The following is a 23,875-nucleotide window of genomic DNA, read 5'->3' on the forward strand; positions in this document are numbered from 1 at the left end:
CATGGCCGCCGCTATCGTCGCCTACCTGCATTACCTGTCGATCTTCGCCCTGTTCGCCCTGCTCAGCATCGAACACGTGCTGTTCAAAGCGCCGCTGGATCTCAGCCGTGCGCGCAGCCTGATGGTCACCGATATCGCCTACGGCATCTGCGCCGGTCTGGTGCTGCTGACCGGTGCAGCCCGAGTGCTGTGGTTCGGCAAGGGCACTGCCTACTACATGGGCAACAGCCTGTTCCACGCCAAGGTCGGGCTGTTCATCCTGGCGGCGCTGCTGTCGATTCTGCCGACCTACGTATTCTTCAACTGGCGCAACGCCGTGCGAGCCGGCCAGATACCCACACCGAGCTTCCGGCAGATGAAACTGGTGACCTGGAGCATCCGCCTGGAGCTTCTGCTGCTACTGGTAATCCCGCTGCTGGCCGCGCTGATGGCGCGCGGTTATGGGGTGATCGCAGCGGGCTAGCGGTTACAGGCGCATGCCGATGGCCAGACGGTTGAGCCCGCTCATCAAGGCCACGGCGATGGTCAGGTCGGAGATTTCCCTGGCGCTGAAGTGTGCTTCCAGCGGCTGGTAGTCACTGTCCGCCGCGTGGCTGTTGGCGATATCGCTCAGCGACTCGGCCCAGGCCAGCGCTGCTCTTTCACGCGGCTCGAAGTGACGGCTGACGCGCCAGCCGGCCAGGCTGTCGAGCATGATCTGCGGCACACCCTCTTCACGCAGGGAGTGGCTGTGTTTCTCCAGGCAATAGGCACAGCCATTGATCTGCGAAATGCGCAGATAGACGAGTTCGACCAATCGCTTGCCCAGCGGGCCGCGCTCCAGCGCCGCTTTGGTGCTGATCAGCCCCTGCATCGCCTCGGCGGACAGTTCGTAATAGGGTTGACGCAAGGTACTCATGAATACTCTCCTTGAGCGGCAAGATAGGGATTGAACGCCAGCTGTTCACGCGCCTGCGCCAGCATCGTCTCGGCGTGTTCCTGACCACGCACCAGGCCCTGGAGATGAACGAACTCCAGGTCATGAATGCCGATGGTGCTCAACACGTGACGCAGATAAGGCGTGAGAAAATCCGGCTGGCGTGCCTGCTCGCCACGGTAGAAGCCGCCCGAACTCACCACCACGAAGGTCGGCCGATCCGCTAGCAATCCGACCTTGCCTGACTCGGTAGCGGCAAAGCTGCGACCGATGCGCAGCACATAGTCGATCCATAGCTTCAGTGCTGCCGGCACCGTGAAGTTGTGCATCGGCGTGGCGATCACCAGGCAGTCGCTGTTTTCCAGCTCACCGATCAGTTGCTCGGACAACCTCAACGCCGGGTCATCCCCAGGTGCCTGCGCAACCAGCGCATCGGCATAGGCCGCATGCAAGGCCGGCAACGGTTCGCTCGCCAGATCGCGCTCCACGAGCTGCGCCTGAGGGTGACGCTCGCGCAGACGCTCGACCAGTTCCTGAGCCAGACGACTACCGCGACTCTGCCGTCCGTAGGGGCCGCACTCCAATAACAGAATTCGCTGCATCTCAAAGCCCCTCACGAAAGTGCATGCCAATGCCCAGCAAGCCCTGACGGTAGTAGAAGCGCTGCCCGCGTGCATTGCTCAACGCCGTATCCAGCACGAGGTTGGCACAGCCCAGACGCAACGCTTCTGCACGAGCCTCGGCCAATAGCCGCTCACCGATGCCCTGGCTGCGCAGATCCTCACGCGTGATCAGGTCATCGACATAGAAGAAACGCCCATGCAGCAGATTTTCCTGCAGGCGACAGCCGGCGAGCCCCAGCACCTCGTCACCAGCACGTGCCGCCAGCAGACGATAGCCTTGCTCCGCCTGACGCTGCAGGCGCTGAAGGAAGTCATCGGCATCGCTCAGATGCGGGCGCAAGACACGCATCAGCGGGAAGCAGGCGCGCAACTCATGCGGGTCGCCGAGCCAGTCGTAGCGGCAATCAGTGGTTGGGGTCATGGCGGGTCTCCATCGAAGATGCCGTCACTCTAGGCAGAGACTGGCATAGCCAACAGAGCCAAAAACTTTCGAATCGACTAGGACACTTAGCATCCCCCCGCCTACAGCGGGCATGCCGAGCAGGGAAACGACTGTCCCCTACTACCGAAAAAAGTCGGGGATAGTTGCTCTTAGGGAGTCGGATTGGACGTAGTAGCGGATTGCAGTTGGCGCAACATCATCGCCAGCGCCAAGCAGGCATTGCACCTGACTCGGCGGCTGGCGACAGCGATTAGCGAATGCTCAGGGAGCCAGGTAGGACGAGCGGGTCAGGCCCAGACGCAGCGCATCGAGGAACTGCGTACGCTCACGCGCACTGATCTTGGCGCTGGCCACCTTGTCGCGGTAGTGGGTCATCAGCTCCTCGGGAGACAGGTGCACGTAGCGCAACATGTCCTCGATGGTGTCGTGGGTCTCGATACCGGCATGCACCACGCTGCCATCGGCGGCCTGGTAGATGTTCACCGAGTCGGTGTCGCCGAACAGGTTGTGCATGTCACCGAGGATTTCCTGGTACGCACCGACCAGGAAGATGCCCAGCACGTAATCCTCGCCCTCGCGAATCTCATGTACCGGCAGGCTGGTCTCGATCGACTGCTCATCGACGTACTGACGGATCTTGCCATCGGAGTCGCAGGTCAGATCCTGCAGCACGGCACGGCGCAGCGGCTCTTCGTCCAGGCGCGACAACGGCAGAATCGGCAGGATCTGGCCGATGGCCCAGGTATCCGGCAGGCTCTGGAACACCGAGAAGTTGCAGATGTACTTGTCGGCGAGCTTGTCGTTGAGTTCGTCGAGCACCGCACGATGCGAACGCTGACGGGCCTTGAGCTGGTTGTGCAGGCGACGGCAGATGGCGAAGTAGCACTGCTCGGCCAGCGCCTTCTGCGCCAGGCTGAGTTTGCCGGCCGAATACTGCGCGGCCACTTCTTCGATGTAGTGGGTGGCGCGCCAGTAGGTTTCGGCGACCATTTCCGGGTCGCTGTCGTCGAGCAGCTCGATCAGCACCTGGAGGATTTCCGGCTGTTCGACGCTGGCGTCGATCTCCGGCACCTTGTCGTTGTGGCGCTCGACATCGGTCACCTGCACCAGCAGCACGGCATGGTGCGCGGTCATCGCCCGGCCGCTCTCGGAGAAGATGTGCGGATGGGGGATTTCCTGGCGGTCGCAGAACTCCTTGAGCATGTCGACCACAGCGTCGGCGTAGTCCTGCATGTCGTAGTTGATCGAGCTGGCGTTGCGCGAATGGGTGCCGTCGTAGTCCACGCCGAGGCCACCACCGACGTCGATGTGATCGACCGGCAATCCCATGGCACGCAGCTCGCCGTAATAGCGGATGGCCTCGCGGAAACCCTTGCGGTAATCGGCGATGTTGGCGATCTGCGACCCCATATGGAAGTGCAGCAAGCGAATGCCCTGATCCAGCCCGGCGGCGCGGAAGCGCTCGACCACCGAGAGAATCTGCGCGGCGGACAGGCCGAACTTGGACTTCTCGCCACCGGTGTCGGCCCACTTGGAGGACGCCAGCGAGGACAGACGTACGCGCAGGCCGATCTGCGGCGCAACCTTGAGCTCGGCTGCCTCCTCGATCACCAGGGCGACTTCCGATTCCTTCTCGATGACGATGAACACATTGTGGCCAAGCTTCTGCCCCATCAACGCCAGGCGGATGAACTCGCGATCCTTGTAGCCGTTGCAGACGATGGTGCCGCCCTTCGGCGCCAGCGCCAGCACGGCCAGCAACTCGGGCTTGGAGCCGGCCTCGAGGCCGATGGAGACGTTCTGCGTGGCGATGATGTTCTCGATCACCGCTTCCTGCTGGTTGACCTTGATCGGGTACAACGCGGTGTAGCGGCTCTGGTATTCCAGGCGCTCGATGCTGGCGTCGAAGGCACCGGTCAGGCGGCGCACGCGATCTTGCAGAATGTCCGGGAAGCGCACCAGCAGCGGCAGCGACAGGCCGCTCTGACGCAGTTCGTCGACCTGCTGATAGAGATCGATGGGTTGGCTGTCCGGCCCGTTGGGACGCACCTCGATACGCCCGGCGTCGTTGATCGAGAAATAGCCGGCGCCCCAGTGGCGAATGCCGTAGACACTGCGGCTATCGGCTACGGTCCATTGGCTGCCGTCGTCTTTGCGGGTGCGTCGTGCGGACATCGGGTTCTCCCATGAGAAAAGCCTGACCTTACTGGCGGCCAGTTTAAAAATTAAGGAAGCAAGATGACGTTTGCTCGGCGGTTGACCGTACGAGCGTCATCGAAGTTTAGAAAAGGGCGCTTCAGCCGCCGGACTTCTTCGCGGTAAAACCGCGTTTGCTCAGCTCGGCCAACAACAGATCGACATGGTCGCCCTGGATCTCGATCACGCCATCCTTGAGCGCGCCACCGGTGCCGCAGCGCTTCTTCAGCGCACTGGCCAGCTCCTTGAGCGGCTCTTCGGCCAGCGGCACGCCGCTGACGGTGGTGACGGTCTTGCCGCCACGGCCCTTGGTTTCACGGCGTACGCGGGCAATGCCATCGCCGTCGGGAATGCGTGTCTGTTTGCAGATGCAGGCATCCACCGGCTGATTGCAATCCGGGCAATGACGACCGCCATCGGTGGAATAGACGAGACCGCTCAACGCGGCAAATGAAGAGGCTTTCTTGACCACCGGCTTGTCCTCGTAGGGGTCAGGATAGCGACTGGCTGAACGGGTTCAGCCGCGAAGCCCCACTCAGGCAGGGGCAGCGCAAGCGGACAGACGTCCGCCGAAAAGGCCGCGCAGTTTAACGGCAAAGACCAGGCTTGCTAAGTCTATATTTGCGTCATTGTGCGGCACTTTGGCGACGCTGCTGCCTATCGGACACGGCATGCTCGCAATGCTCTACACCGTAGGGTGCGCCGTGCGCACCGCCTTTACGTCTGAGACGGAGCTTCGGTGCGCACAGCGCACCCTACGAACTCGACGAAACACAGGAGCCGACACAACCACCCTCTCCCGCCCTTCGGGCACCCTCTCCCATAAATGGGAGAGGGATATCAGTTGGCCGCACGCGGCCTGTTCATATAGCGTTCCAACGCTGCCAATGAATCCGGGCAATACGGCAGACGGTGAGTTTCCTCCAGCGCCTGTTCGATGCTGATGAAGCGCGCCTCCAGCACCTCCTCCGGCTGCAACACCAACGGCGCATCGGACACCGCCGAATAGGCCATGCACCACAGACGGCTTTCCGGCGCGTCATAGAGAAAGTGCGCATGCTCGACCAGCGTCGCATCGACGATGCCCAACTCCTCGGCCAGCTCACGCTGGGCCGACAACGCGTAATCCTCGCCCTCCAGCACCATACCGCCCGCCGCCACGTCCCAATAACCGGGATACAGCGCCTTGCTCAGGGTTCGCCGGTGTACGCACAACAACCCAGCCGAGTTGAACAGGAGGATATAGGTACCGCGACCGATCAGACGCCGCTCGCGCAACTCGGCCCGGGAGACGCCACCCAACGGCTGGTCATGCTCATCGACCCAGGCGACCCGCTCGCTATCGGAGGCAGCGCGATGCGCCGCCTCCGCCGCCGAGATCGCTGCCATCACCCCTGGCTCAGCAGTTGACGCAGGTCGATCAGGCCCGCGTTGGCGCGCGAGATGTAGTTGGCCATCACCAGCGAGTGGTTGGCGAGAATGCCGTAGCCACTGCCGTTGAGGATCATCGGGCTCCACAGGGTGGCCTGGGCAGCCTCCAGCTCGCGGATGATCTGGCGCACGCTGACGGTGGCGTTCTTCTTCGCCAGCACGTCGGCGAAATCGACCTCGATCGCGCGCAGCAGGTGAGCCAGCGCCCAGGCCTGACCACGTGCTTCGTAGAACACGTTGTCGATCTGCAGCCAGGGCGTCTCGTACACACCATCTCGCCCTACCAGGCCGGACTCTTCGGCGTCGTTGCCCACCTGCAGGTTCTCGTTCAGGCGCACTTGGCCGACGCTGGCGGACAGACGCTGCGACAACGAGCCGAGACGGGTGCCGGCATCGCCCAGCCAGTTGTTGAGATTGTCGGCACGGGCATAGAACTGCGCGTTCTTCTCGCTCAGGTCAGCCAGATAGCGATCCAGCGACTTGATGCCCTCGCGATACTCGGACTCGGACGCCGGCAGCGCCCAGCTCTTGTTGTCGAAATGGAAGCGCGGCTCGGCCCGGGCCAGATCGGGATTTTCCGTGGACTGCGACTGCGAACGGGCGAAATCCTTGCGCAGCGCACGAGAGAAATCACGCACCTGCACCAGAACGCCGTACTCCCAGCTCGGCATGTTGTCCAGCCACAGACCGGGTGGGGCGAGGTCGTTGGACAGGTAGCCGCCCGGCTTGTCCAGCAGCGTGCTGGCGACCTGCTTGAGGGTTTCCACGGTGGTATAACCGGTCACCATCTGCCGCTGCGCCTGCTGCGCGGCGCTCTGGGCGTGCTGTTGAACCTGGAACGAGGCCGGCTCCTGACTCCAGTACCAACCGACCACCAGGGCGATCAGCAGATAGACACCGATCAAGCCGCCCAGCGCACGAGCGATCAGGCTACCGCCACTGCGGTTACCTCCTGCGGCCTTCTCGGTGCTGCCTTGCGAGTTCGTCGCACGATTCTTCCAGTCCAGCATGGCAGTGTCCTTTTTTAAGCGAATTCGAGTGTTCGACCACAACCCGGCCAACGGGTTGCGACCTATTCCGCACTATAAGGCAAGCCTGCAGCAAAACGCAGAGCACAGGGGCAAACTTACCGTTGGTACGGGAAAACTACATTTCTGTCGCCTATTCGACAGAAATACCGACGTCAATTGATCGACGGCAATGCCAGCGCCATCAGCAAGTGATAGCATCAAGCCACCACTGACTTAACCACCTATAGAAGTCGGCCCATGACCGAGCATCTGGATCCCAGTCGCGATCGCCTCAAGCATCACTTCGCTCAGCGCGTGATTCATCAGGCGCGCCAGGTGCTGGAAGTCTGGCAACGCCTGCAACGCAGCGAGTGGAATGACGCCGGCATGGCCGAGCTGACCGAGGCCAACCTGCGCCTGCTGCGCTACGCCGAGCGCTTCGAGCAGATCGAGCATGCGCAATTGGCGCAAAACATCGGTGCCAGCCTCGACGACGTCGTGGAAAATCGCGGGCGTCTCAACAGTACCCTGATCGCCCGGCTCAATCAGGCCATGCAACGTCTTTCGCGTACCGGCCTGCGCCATAGCGATGCCTTCGAACAGACGTTCCTGCCGCCGCTGCGCAAACCGGTCTACCTGGCTCTGCAGGATACCCAGCGCGCCGAGCGCCTGGCCCAGCAACTGGAATTCTTCGGCCTGGCGGCTCAATCACTGGACGATGCCCAGGCATTCCGCGCCGCCATCGCCGAACGCCATCCGGCAGCCATCGTCATGGATGTCGACTTCGCCGGAGCCGGCCTGGAACTGGCCGAATCGGTACAACAAGGGCTGGAGCAGAAGATTCCCCTGCTGTTCTTCAGCCATTGCGACACCGATACCCCGACCCGTCTTGCCGCGGTGCGCGCAGGCGGCCAGGAGTTCTTCACCGGATCACTGGACGCCTCCAGCCTGCTCGAACGCATCGAGGTGCTGACCCACGTCGCCCAATACGACCCGTACAAGGTGCTGATCGTCGACGACTCCAAGGCCCAGGCCACGCACACCGAGCGTGTGCTCAACAGCGCCGGCATCCTCACCCATACCCTGACCGAGCCGATCAAGGCGATGGATGCGCTGGCCGAGTTCCAGCCGGATCTGATCATCCTCGACATGTACATGCCCGAGTGCAACGGCGCCGAGCTGGCCAAGGTGATCCGCCACAACGACCGCTACGTCAGCGTGCCGATCATCTATCTGTCAGCCGAGGACGACCTCGACAAGCAGCTCGATGCCATGAGCGAAGGCGGCGACGACTTCCTCACCAAACCGATCAAGCCGCGCCATCTGATCGCCACCGTGCGCAACCGCGCAGCCCGTGCGCGCAACCTCAAGGCGCGCATGGTGCGTGACAGCCTCACCGGTCTGTACAACCACACCCACACCCTGCAACTGCTTGACGACGCCTGCTACCGGGCGCGCCGCGAAGAGCAGCCACTGGCCTTCGCGATGCTCGACATCGACCACTTCAAGAAGGTCAACGACACCTATGGCCACCCCATGGGCGACCGCGTGATCAAGAGCCTGGCGCTATTTCTCAAGCAACGCCTGCGCAAGACCGATCACATCGGCCGTTACGGTGGCGAGGAGTTTGCCGTGGTGCTGCCGGATACCGACGAGCAATCGGCGCTCAAGGTGCTGGAAGAAATCCGCCAGCGCTTCGCCGAGATCCACTACCCGGCCCAACCGCAGGATCTGTCCTGCACTTTCAGTTGCGGTATCGCCATGCTGCAACCAGGCCTGGACGGCAATACGCTGTCCAAGCACGCCGACGAGGCGCTATACAAGGCCAAGCACGGAGGCCGCAACCGGGTGGAACTGTACCGCGGCGACTGATAGCTACCCTGTCGGAATGTGACGCAGCTCACTGCGTCATCAGGCTGTAACCGAAACGCAATAACCTCGAGCGCATCGTTCAGTCGTCGATCGAGCCTGCCATGCGTCTCAAGCTGCTCACCAACCTCAACACCCTGCTGCTGGTTACCGTCTGCATCGCCCTGGCAGCAACCTTGTGGTGGTCGCAGCGCGCCCTGCAGCAACCGGTGCAGCTGATGGAGCGTTACCTCGCGCTGTCGCAGCAGTTCCAGCATGACGTCGCCAACAACATCCAGGCCTACCTCGCCAGCGGTAATGCCGTGCAACACAGTGCGGCCAGCCAGGCCATCGACGCCTTCGAGCAATCCCTCGACGCACTGCCGCAGCAACTGGCCGACGAACTGCGCCCAAGCCTGGAACAGCTGCGCGATTTCAGCGCCACTCAGTTGCTGGCCGCCGGCAAGCTGGCCGGCGACCCTCAGGGACTGCTGCTACAGGCCGAACGGGAAATGCTCGCAGCCCTCGAACAACTGACCCAATACGCCGACAACGCCAGCGGCGAGCAGGCTGCACGCTACCGCAAGCCACTGCTCGACGCTGGCTCGCGCCTGCTGCGCCTGGCGCATGCGCGGGAACGCTTCATCAGCCAGGGCCGCCCGGAACTGCTTGGCGACGTCGAGCGCGAACTGAAGACGCTCACGCAATTGGTGGAAACCCTCGACAGCCTGCCCCTGCTCGGCGTGCAGCAGGACGACAGCACCGCCGACCTCGGTTTCGCCGCCATGCTCGGACTGGACTCAGCGCAGCAGGATCAGCAGACCCAGGATCGCGGTATCGACCTCAAGCGCGAGCTGAACACCCTGGTTCGCCGCTATCCAGGTGAACTGCAACGCACCCATGAACTGGTCGAGCAGCGCCAGCAACTGGCCGTGACCACCGGCCAGCGCGTCGCACAGCTGCAACGGGCGCTGGCCGAACTGGAGCCGCTGGTCAAAGGCGAATACGCCCGCATCCAGGGCGAGGTACGGCTGATTCAAGGCCTGATGATCGGCCTGATTCTGCTGATTGCGCTGGTCATCGACCGCATCCAGCGACGCCTGTCGCAGGTGCTGGGCAATCTGGTTCCCGCACTGTCGAACTGGGCCAGTGGCGACTTCGCCGCGCCGATCACGATCAATTCCCGCACCCGCGAGCTGCGCGATATCGAGGATTCGCTCAACCACCTGCGTCGCTATCTGGTCGAGCTGGTCGCCAGTATCCGCGGCCATGCCGAACAGGTCGCCGGCTCCAGCCGGGCATTGGCCGAACTCAGCACCGGCCTGCATGCCGGCGCCGAGCGCCAGGCTGGCGATACTGCACTGATCCGCGATGCACTGGGCGAGCTGGAGGCTACCATCGGCCAGGTGGCTCAGGATGCCAGCCAGAGTGCAGGCGCCAGCCGAGATGCCGACCGCGCCCTGGAGCAAGGCCAGCAGGTCATCGGCCAGAGCCTGGAAGGGCTGCATGCGCTGGTTGGTGAGGTGCAGGACAATGCCCAGGCCATCGAACGTCTGGCCGACGAGACCGCCACCATCGGCGGCGTACTCACGGTAATTCGCGGCATCGCCGAACAGACCAACCTGCTTGCGCTCAATGCCGCCATCGAGGCCGCTCGGGCAGGCGAAGCTGGCCGAGGCTTCGCCGTGGTGGCCGACGAGGTACGCTCACTGTCACAACGCACCGGCAATGCCACCGCGGAAATCCAGAATGTCATCGGCCGCCTGCAACAGGCCGCACATCAGTCCGTGCAGGCAATGCGCGCCCAGGTCGAGCACGCCGAAGCCACTGCCGGCAAAGCCGAGGCGGCCGATGGTGCCCTGGACGAGATCGTCACGGCGATTCGCACCATCGCCAACATGTCCGCTCGTATCGCCGAGGCTACCGCCCAGCAGAGCGATGCCGTCAGCGAGATTCGCGAGCATGGCGAACGCATCCATCAACTCGGCGACGAGAACCTGCAGCGCATCGGCCAAGGCCGCGTTCAGGGCGAGCAGCTGTTGCAACTCGGCTCGCAACTGCACAGCGCGGTACAAGCGTTTCGCGTCTGAACCTGCGGCATAGCCGCGCAGGTCTGGCGCAGCAGGGAACTCGCTCCATGCCTTTTCCTCCAAGGGCCGTCCATCCCGGAAAATCGACAGCCCGACCAGGCTGACGAAATGTGCATGGGCGCTTTCAGCTATCATGCCGCCACCTTTTCGCCGAGATAGTCGCCCCGATGTCACTGCGCCGTCTGCTGCTTCCCCTCTTGCTGCTTTGCCTGAGCCTGCCGGCCAGCGCCAATCTGTTCGACCGCCCGGCGGCCTCCCCCATTGGCGCGCCGCTGAACAACAGCAGCGACTTCCTGCCGGTGCGCGAAGCCTTCAAGCTGAGCCTGGTGAGCAGCGACGCCGAGGCCGTGACCCTGCGCTTCGTCGCAGCCGAGGGCTACTACCTCTATCGCCATCGTTTCAATTTCAGCGTCGAGCCGACCGACCTCGTACTCGGCGAAGCCGAGCTGCCTGCCGGTGAAGCCAAGCACGATGAGTTCTTCGGCGATGTCGAGGTGTACTACGGCGTACTGGACATTCGCCTGCCACTGGACAACCCGGACAACCGCCCGCTGCGCCTGCAGGTCGGCTACCAGGGCTGCGCCGACAAGGGGCTGTGCTACCCGCCGGAAACCGAATTTATCGAGATTGGTGACATGCCGGCTGCCTCCTCCGGTGGTGCACTGACGGCCGTGACGAGCGTAGCAACGTCCTGGAACTGGAAAGAACTGATGCTGTTCTTCCTAGGCGGCCTGGCCCTGACCTTCACCCCCTGCGTGCTACCGATGCTGCCGATCCTCTCCGGCGTGGTGCTGCGCGGCCAACTCGGCGGCATGCGCGGCTTGACCCTGTCACTGGCCTACGTGCTGCCGATGGCGGCCTGCTTCGCCATCCTCGGCACCCTGATGGGACTGTTCGGCGCAGGCCTCAACCTGCAGGCGCGGTTGCAATCGCCCTGGGTGCTGGTGCCTTTCGCGGCCTTCTTTGCCGCCTTCGCCCTGGCCATGTTCGGCCTGTTCGAACTGCGTCTGCCCCGCTTCATCAGCGAACCGCTCGACCGCCTGGCCGGCAAGACCCATGGCGGCTCGCATATCAATGCAGCCCTGCTTGGCGTGCTCTCCAGCCTGCTGGTCAGCCCCTGCGTTTCGGCACCACTGGCCGGCGCCCTGCTCTATATCAGCGCCAGCGGCGATGCCTTGGGGGGCGGTCTCAAGTTGCTGGCCCTGGGCCTCGGCATGGGCACACCGCTGGTGCTGTTCGCCGTTGGCGGCGGTGCCTTGCTGCCGAAGAGCGGCACCTGGATGGTCACCGTGCGCAACGCTTTCGGCGTGCTGTTGCTGGCGGTGTCGGTATGGTTGCTCGAACGCGTGCTGCCCGGCAGCCTGAGCCTGGCCCTGTGGGGATTGCTGGCAGGTGGCGTGGCAGTGTTCCTCGGCGCACTGGAATTCGGCCCGAAAACGCATCGGCAGAAGCTTGGACAGATCGCAGGCCTGGCGCTGCTGGTCTACGCGCTGGCCGCCGGCGTCGGCGCGCTGCAGGGCGCGACCGATCCACTGCGCCCCCTGGCTCAGCTTGCAAGCGCAGCCCCCGGCAGTGCAGCCAGCAGCAAGAGTGGCGCCTGGCAAACGCTGAGCAGCCCAGCCGAACTGGACGCCGCCCTGGCCGAAGCCAAAGCCGCCAATCAACCGCTGCTGCTGGACTGGTATGCCGACTGGTGCATCAGTTGCAAAGTCATCGAGCGCGAAGTGTTCGGCAATGCCGAGGTAGGCGGCAAGCTGGGCGGCTGGCGGCTGATCCGTTTCGACATCACCGAAAGCAACACTGCCCAGCGTGCTCTGCTGGATCGTTACAACCTGTTCGGGCCACCGGCCATCCAGCTGTTCGCCGGTAACGGTGACGAACTGAACGATCTGCGTGTCGTAGGCGAGATCGATGCCGCCGCCTTCTCGACGCGACTCGATCAGGCCGCCCTCCGTCGGTAGCGACCGAAACCGGCAACATAGTCATATTCTTGCCGTAAACGGCAGACATCGTGTCGGCTATTGCTGACATCGACGAGCTGCGGCATAGTCCGGCGCAGCTCGAACAACAAGGAATGCGACCATGGCCACTCTATTGGTGCTGCACGGCCCCAATCTCAACCTGCTGGGCACCCGTGAGCCCGACAAGTACGGCGCCACCACCCTCGCCGAAATCAACCAGAACCTGGAACAGCAAGCGCGCGAGGCAGGCCATCACCTGATGTACCTGCAGAGCAATGCCGAGTACGAGTTGATCGACCGCATTCACGCCGCAAAAGGCGAAGGGGTCGACTTTATCCTGATCAATCCTGCCGCTTTTACCCATACCAGCGTCGCATTACGTGACGCATTGCTGGCAGTGAGCATCCCATTCATCGAAGTGCACCTCTCCAACGTGCACAAGCGTGAACCTTTTCGCCATCATTCCTACTTCTCCGACGTTGCGGTAGGGGTGATCTGCGGCCTCGGCGCCAGCGGTTACCGCCTGGCCTTGGAAGCCGCGCTAGAACAACTTGAAGCTAAACGACCCTGACCTCACCGGGAGTGGAACCGCTATGGATATCCGTAAAGTCAAGAAACTGATCGAGCTGCTGGAAGAATCCGGTATCGACGAGCTGGAGATCAAAGAGGGCGAAGAGTCCGTACGTATCAGCCGTCACAGCAAGCAGCCGGCCTATGCTGCGCAGCCCATCTACGCCCAGGCCCCCGCTCCGGTAGCCGCGCCCGTGGCCGCAGCCGCTCCGAGCGCCGAAGCCGCTCCGGCCGCCGCACCGAAACTGAACGGCACCGTAGCCCGTTCGCCGATGGTCGGCACCTTCTACCGCGCCGCTTCGCCGACCTCGGCCAACTTCGTCGAAGTCGGCCAGACCGTGAAGAAAGGCGACATCCTGTGCATCGTCGAAGCGATGAAGATGATGAACCACATCGAGGCCGAAGCCAGCGGTGTGATCGAATCCATCCTGGTGGAAAACGGCCAGCCGGTTGAGTACGACCAACCCCTGTTCACCATCGTTTGATGCACGGGGAGCCTGCAATGCAGAAGCTGGAAAAAGTCCTGATCGCCAACCGTGGCGAAATCGCCCTGCGCATCCTGCGCGCCTGCAAGGAACTGGGCATCAAGACGGTGGCCGTGCACTCCACCGCCGACCGTGAGCTGATGCACCTGGGCCTGGCCGACGAGTCCGTCTGCATTGGTCCGGCGCCTGGTTCGCAGTCCTACCTGAACATCCCGGCAATCATCAGTGCCGCCGAACTGACCGGCGCCACCGGTATTCACCCGGGTTACGGCTTCCTCGCGGAAAACGCCGACTTCGCCGAACAGGTGGAGAACTCCGGTTTCGCCTTCATCGGCCCGACCGCCAGCGTGATCCGCCTGATGGGCGACAAGGTGTCGGCCAAGAACGCCATGATCAAGTCCGGCGTACCGGTGGTACCGGGCTCCGACGGCCCGCTGCCGGAAGACGAGGAAGAAGCCCTGCGCATCGCCCGTGAAGTCGGCTACCCGGTGATCATCAAGGCCGCTGGCGGCGGCGGTGGTCGCGGCATGCGCGTGGTACACAAGGAAGAAGACCTGATCAAGTCGGCCAAGCTGACCCGCACCGAAGCCGGTGCCGCGTTCGGCAACCCGATGGTCTATCTGGAGAAATTCCTCGGCAACCCGCGTCACGTGGAAGTCCAGGTGCTGTCCGACGGCCAGGGCAACGCGATTCACCTGTACGACCGCGACTGCTCGCTGCAGCGTCGTCACCAGAAGGTGATCGAAGAGGCTCCGGCCCCGCTGATCGACGAAAAAGCCCGCGCCGAAGTGCTCAAGCGCTGCGTCGATGCCTGCATTGAGATCGGTTACCGCGGCGCCGGCACCTTCGAGTTCCTCTACGAAGATGGTCGTTTCTACTTCATCGAAATGAACACCCGCGTTCAGGTGGAGCACCCGGTTACCGAAATGGTCACCGGCATCGACATCCTCAAGGAGATGCTCAGCATCGCTGCTGGCAACAAGCTGTCCATCAAGCAGGAAGATGTGAAGATCCTCGGCCACTCCGTAGAGTGCCGGATCAACGCCGAAGACCCGGACAACTTCATGCCCAGCCCAGGCAAGGTCAAGCACTTCCATGCTCCGGGCGGCAATGGCGTTCGCGTCGACTCGCACCTGTACAGCGGCTACAGCGTCCCACCGCACTACGACTCGCTGATCGGCAAGCTGATCACCTTCGGCAAGGATCGTGACGAGGCCATGGCCCGCATGCGCAATGCCCTGGACGAGATCGTGGTCGATGGCATCAAGACCAACGTCCCGCTGCATCGCGACCTGACCCGCGACAAGGGTTTCGTCAAAGGTGGCGTGAATATCCATTACCTGGAAAAGAAACTGGGTATGGATAAGCACTGAGCTTAGGCCCAGTGCATCAACAAGGGCTGCCCTCGGGCGGCCCTTGTCGTTTCCGGCCGATAGCCGAACTGGCCGGCCGGCCATCCGTTCAAGTAAGCTGCGCGGCCAAACGCCCCACGCACCGTTCATGAGGTTTGCCATGCCCTGGTTACAAGTCCGTCTCGCCATCACTCCCGAGCAGGCAGAAACCTATGAGGATGCGCTGCTGGAAGTGGGCGCCGTATCGGTAACCTTCATGGATGCCGAAGATCAGCCGATCTTCGAGCCGGATTTGGGCACCACACCGCTGTGGTCAAACACCCATCTGCTCGCCCTGTTCGAAGCCGATACCGACGAAACCGCGCTGATCGCCCACCTGCAACTGCTCTGTGGCGGTGCGCTGCCAGAGCACCAGATCGAACGCATCGAAGATCAGGACTGGGAGCGCAGCTGGATGGACAACTTCCAGCCGATGCGCTTCGGCCAACGCCTGTGGATCGTGCCGAGCTGGCACGCCGCGCCTGAACCGGAGGCGGTCAACCTGCTGCTCGATCCGGGCCTGGCCTTCGGCACCGGCACCCACCCGACCACCGCGCTGTGCCTGGAATGGCTCGACGGCCAGACACTGAGCGACTGCAGCGTGATCGACTTCGGTTGCGGCTCCGGTATCCTCGCCATCGCCGCGCTGCTGCTCGGCGCCCCGCAGGCAGTCGGTACCGATATCGACCCGCAAGCCCTGGAAGCCTCGCGCGACAACGCCTCGCGCAATGGCATCGACCCGGCACGCTTTCCGGTTTATCTACCCGCCGACCTGCCGCAACAGCCGGCTGACGTGGTCGTCGCCAACATTCTCGCCGGCCCGCTGGTTTCCCTGGCACCTCAGATCACCGCGCTGGTCAAAGGCGGTGGACGTCTGGCGCTGTCCGGCATTCTCGCCGAGCAGGCCGATGAGGTACGCGCGGCCTATGCCGATGATTTCGAGCTCGACCCGACTGCCATCAAGGACGGCTGGGTTCGTATCAGCGGTATCAAGCGCTGAATCCCGCGCAGCCGTTACGTTAGACTAGCCGCTTGGATTTTCCGGAACCGCGCATGAGCGAAAACCACGTCACCCAGTGCCCCCATTGCCGCACCAGCTTCCGCGTCAGCCAGGCGCAACTGGCTGCTGCGCATGGCGCCGTGCGCTGCGGGGCTTGCCTGCACGTGTTCAATGCCGCTGAACAGCTGTTCGGCGCAGCCGCCACCAATCGCCCTGCCGTGGTCACAACCGCGCCCACATCAGCTCTCACACAGTCGCCCAGCGCAAAGCCGGCAGCCAAGCACGCCGACGAAACCCTGTGGATTCACGACGACCTTGATCTGGACAGCCTCGACCTGGACGAGGAACTGGCCAGGCTGGAGGAGCAGGAGCAGCAGCTGTCACAGCAGTTCCTCGCCCTGGAACGCGCCCCACACCCAGCCGAGCGCTTCGACAACAACGCCCTGCCTGCCGATGACGAAGCGCACGACGAGGCCTGGGCCGAAGCCCTGCTGCGCGACGAGCCGGCCAAACGCAGCAGTTTCGAACTGCAACCGAACGACGACAGCGACACCAAGCAAACACCTGCTCCGAGTGTCGATCTCGCGTCCACAACCGCACCGGCAGCGACCCAGACGCTGTCCGTCGCCGACGACCTTGATGAACCGAACGAACCACGTCTCGGTAACCTGAGTCCCGAGCAGGACGACGAAGACGATCAGGAACCTGAACGCCAGGGTGATCGTGAAGCCGTCAAAAGCCCTCGTAGCGAACCGAACCTGCGCGAGACGCGCCTGTTCGAGCTGGACGACGAACCGCTGCAGCTGGACTGGCGCCCAACACCAGCCCGCCCCTGGGGACGCTGGTTCGCCTGGAGCCTTCTCAACCTGCTCGCAGCTGGCGGCCTGCTGGCACAGTACGCGGCCTACAATTTCGACGAACTGGCCCGCCAGGATCGTTATCGCCCCTGGTTCGAGCAGCTGTGCCCAAGCATCGGCTGCGAACTGCCATCGAAGGTCGATATCAGCCAGATCCGCAGCAGCAACCTGGTGGTGCGCAGCCATCCGGAGTTCTCCGGTGCGCTGATCGTCGACGCCATCCTCTACAACCGCGCGCCCTTCGCCCAACCCTTCCCACTGCTGGAAATGCGCTTCGCCGACCTCGGTGGCCAACTGATCGCCAGCCGACGCTTCAAACCCAGTGAATACCTGGCTGGTGAGCTTGCCGGACAAAGCGAAATGCCGCCGCAGACGCCGATCCACATCTCCCTGGACATCCTCGACCCGGGCACCCGTGCGGTGAACTACAGCCTCAGCTTCCACTCTCCCGAGTGAAGCGCAGACAGCGAAACGACCGCTGATCTAACTACTGGCGATAAGCCCATAGCTGTTCAGAATTTGTTCAAAACGACCTTTATCCGGTCATCCAGAGCGGGTATCATGCCCACCCTTTCGCGAGCACCGACCCACCATCGTTTCCCCTGAGGACACAGTGGAGGCCTGGTGTTGATCGCCCTTTGTCTCAACTGCGAACCAACAAGCAGGGACGCCCCATGTCGGCCCCACGTATTGGCCCCTACACATTGCCCAATCGGTTGATTCTGGCCCCTATGGCCGGCGTCACTGATCGCCCGTTCCGCCAGTTGTGCCGCCGTCTCGGTGCCGGCCTGGTGGTATCGGAGATGGTCACCAGCGATGTGCGCCTGTGGAATAGCCGCAAGTCCAGCCTGCGCCTGTTGCATGCTGGCGATCCCGAGCCGCGCTCGGTACAGATCGCCGGGGGCGACCCGCAGATGATGGCCGATGCGGCGCGCAAGAACGTCGAGCTGGGCGCGCAGATCATCGACATCAACATGGGCTGCCCAGCCAAGAAGGTCTGCAACAAGGCTGCCGGCTCCGCCCTGCTGCGCGACGAGCCGCTGGTACGCGAAATCCTCGATGCAGTGGTCGGCGCAGTCGACGTACCGGTCACCCTGAAGATCCGCACCGGCTGGGATCGGCAGAACAAGAACGGCATCACCGTGGCGAAAATCGCCGAAGACGCCGGGATTGCCGCACTTTCCGTACATGGCCGCACCCGCGCCGACCTTTACACCGGCGAAGCCGAGTACGACACGATTGCCGCCATCAAACAGGCAATATCGATTCCGGTGTTCGCCAATGGCGACATCGATTCCCCACGCAAGGCCAAGGCCGTGCTCGACGCCACTGGCGCCGACGCCCTGCTGATCGGCCGCGCCGCCCAAGGGCGGCCGTGGATCTTCCGTGAGATCGAGCACTACCTGCGCACCGGCGAGAATCTGCCGGCACCCGCACTGCTCGAGGTGGAACGCATTCTGCTAGAGCACCTGGCCGCACTGCACGCCTTCTATGGCGATTTGATGGGCGTACGCATTGCCCGCAAGCATGTCGGCTGGTATCTGGCAACCCTGCCTGGCGCCAGGGAGTTTCGCGCCCAATTCAACCGTCTGGACAGTACGGACGCCCAGTGCGCCCACGTTCGTGAGTTCTTCCACGAACGGCACAACGATGGAAACGAGGTGGCCGCATGACGTTGATGACTGAGACCTTAGTGAGTGGAATTGCACCCGTGAGTGACAACACCAGCCTGAAACAGCACCTGAACACGCCGAGCGAGGAGGGTCAGACCCTGCGTGGCGCCGTGGAAAAGGCGCTGCACAACTATTTCGCCCATCTTGAGGGCGCTGACGTCACCGACGTGTACAACCTGGTGCTGACCGAAGTGGAAGCCCCGCTGCTGGAAAGCGTCATGAACTACGTGAAGGGCAACCAGACCAAGGCTTCCGAGCTGCTCGGCCTGAACCGTGGCACCCTGCGCAAGAAGCTCAAGCAGTACGACCTGCTGTAAACCTGAACTCCCGAAAAGGGCGGCCCACATGAGCCGCCTTTTTTGCTGATATTCCCGCTCTGATGGATGCTGAAATGACCGACCAGACCACCCGCCTTCCCGTCCGCCGCGCGCTGATCAGCGTTTCCGACAAGACCGGTATCCTTGAGTTCGCCCGCGAACTGGCTGCCCTCGGTGTCGAGATTCTCTCCACCGGCGGCACCTACAAGCTGCTCAAGGACAACGGCGTGGCAGCAGTCGAAGTCGCCGACTACACCGGCTTCCCGGAAATGATGGATGGCCGCGTGAAGACCCTGCACCCGAAAATCCACGGCGGCATCCTCGGCCGCCGTGCCATCGACGGCGCGGTGATGGACGAGCATGGCATCAAGCCGATCGACCTGGTGGCGGTCAACCTGTACCCCTTCGAAGCCACCGTCGCCAAGCCTGACTGCGACCTGGCCGATGCCATCGAGAACATCGATATCGGCGGCCCGACCATGGTTCGCTCTGCCGCGAAGAACCACAAGGACGTCGCCATCGTGGTCAACACCGGCGACTACGCCAGCATCGTCGAAGCCCTGAAAGCCGGCGGCCTGACCTATGCCCAGCGCTTCGACCTGGCGCTGAAGGCCTTCGAGCACACCGCGGCCTACGACGGCATGATCGCCAACTACCTGGGCACCATCGACCAGGCAGCGGGCACCCTGTCCACCGAAGGCCGCGGCGCCTTCCCGCGCACCTTCAACAGCCAGTTCATCAAGGCGCAGGAAATGCGCTACGGCGAAAACCCGCACCAGAACGCGGCGTTCTACGTCGAGGCGAAGAAAGGCGAAGCCAGCGTGTCCACCGCCGTGCAGCTGCAGGGCAAGGAACTGTCGTTCAACAACGTCGCCGACACCGACGCGGCGCTGGAATGCGTGAAGAGCTTCGTCAAGCCCGCCTGCGTCATCGTCAAGCACGCCAACCCCTGTGGCGTGGCCGTGGTACCGGAAGACGAAGGCGGCATCCGCAAGGCCTACGACCTGGCCTACGCCACCGACACCGAGTCCGCCTTCGGCGGCATCATCGCCTTCAACCGCGAGCTGGACGCAGAGACCGCCAAGGCCATCGTCGAGCGTCAGTTCGTCGAAGTGATCATCGCCCCGAGCATCAGCGCCGCCGCCCGTGACGTGGTCGCTGCCAAAGCCAATGTGCGCCTGCTCGAGTGCGGCCAGTGGCCAGCCGAACGCGCTGCCGGCTGGGACTTCAAACGCGTCAATGGCGGCCTGCTGGTACAGAGCCGCGACATCGGCATGATCAAGGCCGAAGACCTGAAGATCGTTACCCAGCGCGCGCCGAGCGAGCAGGAAATTCACGACCTGATCTTCGCCTGGAAAGTAGCCAAGTTCGTCAAATCCAATGCCATCGTCTACGCCAAAAACCGTCAGACCGTTGGCGTCGGCGCCGGCCAGATGAGCCGTGTCAACTCCGCGCGCATCGCCGCGATCAAGGCCGAGCACGCTGGCCTGCCGGTACCCGGCGCGGTCATGGCCTCGGATGCGTTCTTCCCGTTCCGCGACGGCATCGACAACGCCGCCAAAGCCGGCATCACCGCGGTGATCCAGCCAGGTGGTTCGATGCGCGACAACGAAGTGATCGCTGCTGCCGACGAAGCCGGTATCGCCATGGTGTTCACCGGCATGCGCCACTTCAGGCACTAAAATCGGCCGCACTGAAACCGGCATCTGCGTCGTTGCTCCGGGTTCCGCCAATGCTCATTGCCAATAGGCAACTCCGCTTGTCGAAACCCGGGGCGCCTAGCCTCTACCGGCTTCATCGCGCCCTCGAATTCGTAGAACGTAGCCCGGATGAAATCCGGGAGCGCTCCCACTTGAAAGCCCCGGATTGCATCCGGGCTACGCTCAGGAGAATCCCATGAACGTATTGATCATCGGCAGCGGCGGTCGTGAACACGCCCTGGCCTGGAAAGTGGCGCAGGACAAACGCGTCGAGAAAGTCTTCATCGCTCCTGGCAACGCTGGCACCGCTACCGAAGCCAAGTGTGAAAACGTCGCCATCGACGTCCTGGATATCCAGGCACTGGCCGATTTCGCCGAAAAGAATGTGCAACTGACCATCGTCGGCCCGGAAGCGCCGCTGGTCAAAGGCGTGGTCGACCTGTTCCGTTCGCGCCAGCTGGACATCTTCGGCCCGACCGCCGCCGCCGCCCAGCTGGAAGGCTCCAAGGCCTTCACCAAGGATTTCCTGGCCCGACAGAACATCCCGACGGCCGACTACCAGAACTTCACCGAGGTCGAGCCGGCCCTGGCCTACCTGCGTGAGAAAGGCGCGCCGATCGTGATCAAGGCCGACGGCCTGGCCGCCGGCAAAGGCGTGATCGTCGCCATGACCTTGGCCGAAGCCGAAGCCGCCGTGCGCGACATGCTCGCTGGCAACGCCTTTGGCGAAGCAGGTTCGCGCGTGGTGATCGAAGAGTTCCTCGACGGCGAAGAAGCCAGCTTCATCGTCATGGTCGACGGCGAAAACGTATTGCCGATGGCCACCAGCCAGGATCACAAGCGCGTTGGCGATGCCGACAGCGGCCCGAACACCGGCGGCATGGGCGCCTATTCGCCTGCTCCGGTAGTCACCGCCGAAGTACACAAACGGGTGATGGACGAAGTCATCTACCCGACCGTGCGTGGCATGGCGGCCGAAGGCAACGTCTATACCGGCTTCCTTTATGCCGGTCTGATGATCGACAAGTCGGGCGCACCGAAAGTCATCGAGTTCAACTGCCGCTTCGGCGACCCGGAAACCCAGCCAATCATGGTGCGCCTGGAGAGTTCGCTGGTACTGCTGGTCGAGGCCGCGCTGGCCAAGGCGCTGGACAAGGTCGAAGCGACCTGGGATCCGCGTCCGACCGTGGGCGTGGTTCTGGCAGCCGGTGGCTACCCGGGTGACTACGCCAAGGGCGATGTGATCGAAGGCCTGGATGAAGCCGCCAAGCTCGACGGCAAGGTATTCCACGCCGGTACCGCGCTGAAGGACGGCCAGATCGTCACCGCCGGCGGCCGCGTACTGTGCGCCACCGCCATCGGCGCCAGCGTCGCCGATGCCCAGCAGCAGGCCTACCGCCTGGCCGAGAAGATTCGCTGGAACGGCATGTTCCACCGCAACGATATCGGCTATCGGGCTATCGCTCGCGAGCGCGGCGAGGGCTGATAGAACCTCGTTACGTAGCCCGGATGCAATCCGGGACAGAATGCGCGAGTGCCCCGGATTACATCCGGGCTACAACCGCCAAAGAAAAGGCCCCGCAGATGCGGGGCCTTTTCGTTTCAGTTGGCGGTCAGTGCCAGTTGCGTAGGTCTCGATCCTTGGTTTCCGGCATCAGGAACAGGCCGATGAAGAAGGTCATCACCGCCACGATGATCGGGTACCACAAGCCGTAATAGATATCCCCCGTCGCCGCCACCATCGCGAATGCAGTGGTCGGCAGGAAACCCCCGAACCAGCCATTACCGATGTGGTACGGCAAGGACATCGCCGTGTAGCGGATACGCGTCGGGAACAACTCGACCAGCAAGGCGGCAATCGGTCCGTAGACCATGGTCACGAACAGCACCAGCACCGTCAGCAGTACGACCAGCATCGGTTTGTTGATCTGTTCCGGATCGGCCTTGGCCGGATAGCCGGCCGCGCGGATAGCGTCGGTCATGCTGGCGTTGAAGGCATCGGACTGGGCCTTGAACTGATCGGCCGGCATGCCCGCCCCTTCGAACGAAGCGATGGTCTGGTCGCCGATGCGAATGCTCGCCACGGTACCGGCCGGAGCTGCTTCGTTGGAGTAGTTCACCGAGTTACGCGCCAGGAAGCCCTTGGCGATGTCGCAAGACGCCACGAACTTGGCAGTACCGACCGGGTTGAACTGGAACGAGCAGGCGTTCGGATCAGCCACGACGACAACCGGCGAGTTGGCCTGGGCCTGCTCCAGCGCCGGGTTGGCGTAGTGAGTGATCAGGGCGAACAGCGGGAAGTAGGTCAGTGCCGCGACCAGGCAGCCGCCGAGGATGATCGGTTTGCGCCCGATCTTGTCCGACAGCCAGCCAAAGATGATGAAGAACGGCGTACCGATCAGCAACGACAGAGCGATCAGGATGTTCGCCGTCGCGCCGTCCACCTTCAGCGTCTGCGTAAGGAAGAACAACGCGTAGAACTGGCCGGTGTACCAGACCACTGCCTGGCCGGCAGTGCCGCCGAACAGGGCGATCAGCGCGACCTTGGCGTTTTCCCAGCGACCGAAGGCTTCGGTCAGCGGTGCCTTGGAGGTCTTGCCCTCTTCCTTCATTTTCTTGAAGGCCGGGCTTTCACTGAGGGTCAGGCGAATCCACACCGACACCCCGAGCAGTACGATGGACAGCAGGAACGGGATGCGCCACCCCCAGGCGGCGAAGGCCTCTTCACCGAGCCAGGTGCGGGTGCCGAGAATCACCAGCAGCGACAGGAACAGCCCCAGCGTCGCGGTGGTCTGGATCCACGAGGTATAGAAGCCACGCCGGCCATGTGGCGCGTGCTCGGCCACGTAGGTCGCCGCCCCGCCGTACTCCCCACCCAGCGCCAGCCCCTGGAACAGCCGGAGAATGATGAGGATGATCGGCGCCGCGATGCCCCACTGCGCATAGGTAGGCAGGATGCCGACGATGAACGTCGACAGGCCCATGATCAGGATGGTGATGAGAAAGGTGTACTTGCGGCCAACCAGATCCCCCAGGCGGCCGAAGAAGATCGCACCGAATGGGCGCACCGCGAAACCGGCGGCGAATGCCATGAGCGCGAAGATGAATGCTGCGGTTGGGTTGACGCCGGAGAAGAACTGCACCGCGATGATCGCGGAGAGTGAACCGTACAGATAGAAGTCGTACCACTCGAAGACCGTACCCAGGGACGAGGCGAGGATGACTTTGCGCTCCTCCTTGGTCATCGGCCTCGCTGCTTCATGTCCACCCTCTACTGCTGAATCTACACTCATGGCTGCCTCCATGACGTCGTTGAGGCCTGGAGCGCCGATCGCCCTGTGCCCGGACGTCTTTCTTGTGATTGT

At 63.0% G+C, this 23,875-nt stretch carries 21 protein-coding genes; 13 read left to right on the forward strand and 8 right to left on the reverse strand.

Translation table 11 applies throughout. The annotated features are described in order from the left end of the window. The first annotated feature begins 1 nt into the window (after window position 1). Window positions 2-463 carry a DUF2214 family protein gene (locus tag HS968_RS21665; protein ID WP_182368639.1) on the forward strand — a complete coding sequence of 154 codons (462 nt, stop codon included), beginning with the start codon at window positions 2-4 and terminating at the stop codon, window positions 461-463. A gap of 3 nt (window positions 464-466) precedes the next feature. On the opposite strand, the gene HS968_RS21670 is transcribed toward HS968_RS21665, so the two are convergent. The 7 genes from HS968_RS21670 to HS968_RS21700 form a co-directional block, all read right to left on the reverse strand. Continuing rightward, a complete protein-coding gene (locus HS968_RS21670) occupies window positions 467-898 on the reverse strand; it encodes a carboxymuconolactone decarboxylase family protein (RefSeq protein ID WP_119694460.1) in 432 nt (143 codons plus the stop codon). Beyond that, on the reverse strand, window positions 895-1,518 hold the full coding sequence (locus HS968_RS21675; RefSeq protein ID WP_182368640.1) for an FMN-dependent NADH-azoreductase: 624 nt from the start codon (window positions 1,516-1,518) through the stop codon (window positions 895-897). The genes HS968_RS21670 and HS968_RS21675 overlap by 4 nt, the downstream gene beginning before the upstream one ends. Before the next feature lies 1 nt (window position 1,519). After that, window positions 1,520-1,960, reverse strand: a complete 441-nt coding sequence (locus tag HS968_RS21680; RefSeq protein ID WP_119694458.1) for a GNAT family N-acetyltransferase — start codon at window positions 1,958-1,960, stop codon at window positions 1,520-1,522. A 282-nt stretch (window positions 1,961-2,242) separates the two neighbouring features. Continuing rightward, the gene (speA, locus tag HS968_RS21685; RefSeq protein ID WP_119694457.1) at window positions 2,243-4,156 is read right to left on the reverse strand and encodes an arginine decarboxylase; all 1,914 of its coding nucleotides are present in this window, start codon (window positions 4,154-4,156) and stop codon (window positions 2,243-2,245) included. Window positions 4,157-4,277: 121 nt separating this feature from the next. Continuing rightward, window positions 4,278-4,649, reverse strand: coding sequence for a translation initiation factor Sui1 (locus HS968_RS21690; RefSeq protein ID WP_182368641.1), 372 nt, complete (start codon window positions 4,647-4,649; stop codon window positions 4,278-4,280). A gap of 368 nt (window positions 4,650-5,017) precedes the next feature. Beyond that, the gene (locus HS968_RS21695) at window positions 5,018-5,566 is read right to left on the reverse strand and encodes an NUDIX hydrolase (RefSeq protein ID WP_182368644.1); all 549 of its coding nucleotides are present in this window, start codon (window positions 5,564-5,566) and stop codon (window positions 5,018-5,020) included. Beyond that, window positions 5,566-6,618 (reverse strand): DUF2333 family protein, encoded by a 1,053-nt coding sequence (locus HS968_RS21700; RefSeq protein WP_182368645.1) that lies wholly within the window; start codon window positions 6,616-6,618, stop codon window positions 5,566-5,568. The genes HS968_RS21695 and HS968_RS21700 overlap by 1 nt, the downstream gene beginning before the upstream one ends. 258 nt (window positions 6,619-6,876) lie before the next feature. On the opposite strand from HS968_RS21700, the gene HS968_RS21705 reads away from it, so the two are divergent. The 12 genes from HS968_RS21705 to purD all read left to right on the forward strand — a co-directional run bounded on the left by HS968_RS21705 (window position 6,877) and on the right by purD (window position 21,996). Beyond that, window positions 6,877-8,490, forward strand: a complete 1,614-nt coding sequence (locus HS968_RS21705) for a response regulator (RefSeq protein WP_106732585.1) — start codon at window positions 6,877-6,879, stop codon at window positions 8,488-8,490. Between the two features lie 1,022 nt (window positions 8,491-9,512). Then, window positions 9,513-10,556 carry a methyl-accepting chemotaxis protein gene (locus HS968_RS26835; RefSeq protein WP_407681668.1) on the forward strand — a complete coding sequence of 348 codons (1,044 nt, stop codon included), beginning with the start codon at window positions 9,513-9,515 and terminating at the stop codon, window positions 10,554-10,556. Window positions 10,557-10,723: 167 nt separating this feature from the next. After that, window positions 10,724-12,517, forward strand: coding sequence for a protein-disulfide reductase DsbD (dsbD, locus tag HS968_RS21715; RefSeq protein WP_182368647.1), 1,794 nt, complete (start codon window positions 10,724-10,726; stop codon window positions 12,515-12,517). Between the two features lie 121 nt (window positions 12,518-12,638). Further along, window positions 12,639-13,088 (forward strand): type II 3-dehydroquinate dehydratase, encoded by a 450-nt coding sequence (aroQ, locus tag HS968_RS21720; RefSeq protein ID WP_106738733.1) that lies wholly within the window; start codon window positions 12,639-12,641, stop codon window positions 13,086-13,088. A 22-nt stretch (window positions 13,089-13,110) separates the two neighbouring features. Then, window positions 13,111-13,572, forward strand: a complete 462-nt coding sequence (gene accB / locus HS968_RS21725) for an acetyl-CoA carboxylase biotin carboxyl carrier protein (RefSeq protein WP_179623822.1) — start codon at window positions 13,111-13,113, stop codon at window positions 13,570-13,572. 17 nt (window positions 13,573-13,589) lie between these two features. After that, window positions 13,590-14,945 carry an acetyl-CoA carboxylase biotin carboxylase subunit gene (gene accC, locus HS968_RS21730; RefSeq protein WP_182368648.1) on the forward strand — a complete coding sequence of 452 codons (1,356 nt, stop codon included), beginning with the start codon at window positions 13,590-13,592 and terminating at the stop codon, window positions 14,943-14,945. A gap of 139 nt (window positions 14,946-15,084) precedes the next feature. Beyond that, on the forward strand, window positions 15,085-15,963 hold the full coding sequence (gene prmA, locus HS968_RS21735; RefSeq protein ID WP_182368649.1) for a 50S ribosomal protein L11 methyltransferase: 879 nt from the start codon (window positions 15,085-15,087) through the stop codon (window positions 15,961-15,963). Window positions 15,964-16,016: 53 nt separating this feature from the next. Then, on the forward strand, window positions 16,017-17,276 hold the full coding sequence (locus HS968_RS21740) for a DUF3426 domain-containing protein (RefSeq protein WP_182368650.1): 1,260 nt from the start codon (window positions 16,017-16,019) through the stop codon (window positions 17,274-17,276). 218 nt (window positions 17,277-17,494) lie between these two features. Then, window positions 17,495-18,493 carry a tRNA dihydrouridine synthase DusB gene (gene dusB / locus HS968_RS21745; protein ID WP_182368651.1) on the forward strand — a complete coding sequence of 333 codons (999 nt, stop codon included), beginning with the start codon at window positions 17,495-17,497 and terminating at the stop codon, window positions 18,491-18,493. Next, on the forward strand, window positions 18,490-18,810 hold the full coding sequence (fis, locus tag HS968_RS21750; RefSeq protein ID WP_106738727.1) for a DNA-binding transcriptional regulator Fis: 321 nt from the start codon (window positions 18,490-18,492) through the stop codon (window positions 18,808-18,810). The genes dusB and fis overlap by 4 nt, the downstream gene beginning before the upstream one ends. A gap of 74 nt (window positions 18,811-18,884) precedes the next feature. After that, the gene (gene purH / locus HS968_RS21755) at window positions 18,885-20,492 is read left to right on the forward strand and encodes a bifunctional phosphoribosylaminoimidazolecarboxamide formyltransferase/IMP cyclohydrolase (RefSeq protein WP_182368652.1); all 1,608 of its coding nucleotides are present in this window, start codon (window positions 18,885-18,887) and stop codon (window positions 20,490-20,492) included. 214 nt (window positions 20,493-20,706) lie between these two features. Then, window positions 20,707-21,996 carry a phosphoribosylamine--glycine ligase gene (gene purD / locus HS968_RS21760; RefSeq protein WP_182368654.1) on the forward strand — a complete coding sequence of 430 codons (1,290 nt, stop codon included), beginning with the start codon at window positions 20,707-20,709 and terminating at the stop codon, window positions 21,994-21,996. A 127-nt stretch (window positions 21,997-22,123) separates the two neighbouring features. Here the strand turns inward: purD and HS968_RS21765 are convergent, their stop codons facing one another. Next, complete coding sequence (locus HS968_RS21765; protein WP_238338872.1) at window positions 22,124-23,803, reverse strand: MFS transporter; 1,680 nt, start codon at window positions 23,801-23,803, stop codon at window positions 22,124-22,126. Window positions 23,804-23,875 lie beyond the last annotated feature (72 nt).

It is taken from the genome of Pseudomonas berkeleyensis (assembly GCF_014109765.1).
Classification (GTDB): Bacteria; Pseudomonadota; Gammaproteobacteria; order Pseudomonadales; family Pseudomonadaceae; genus Aquipseudomonas; species Aquipseudomonas berkeleyensis.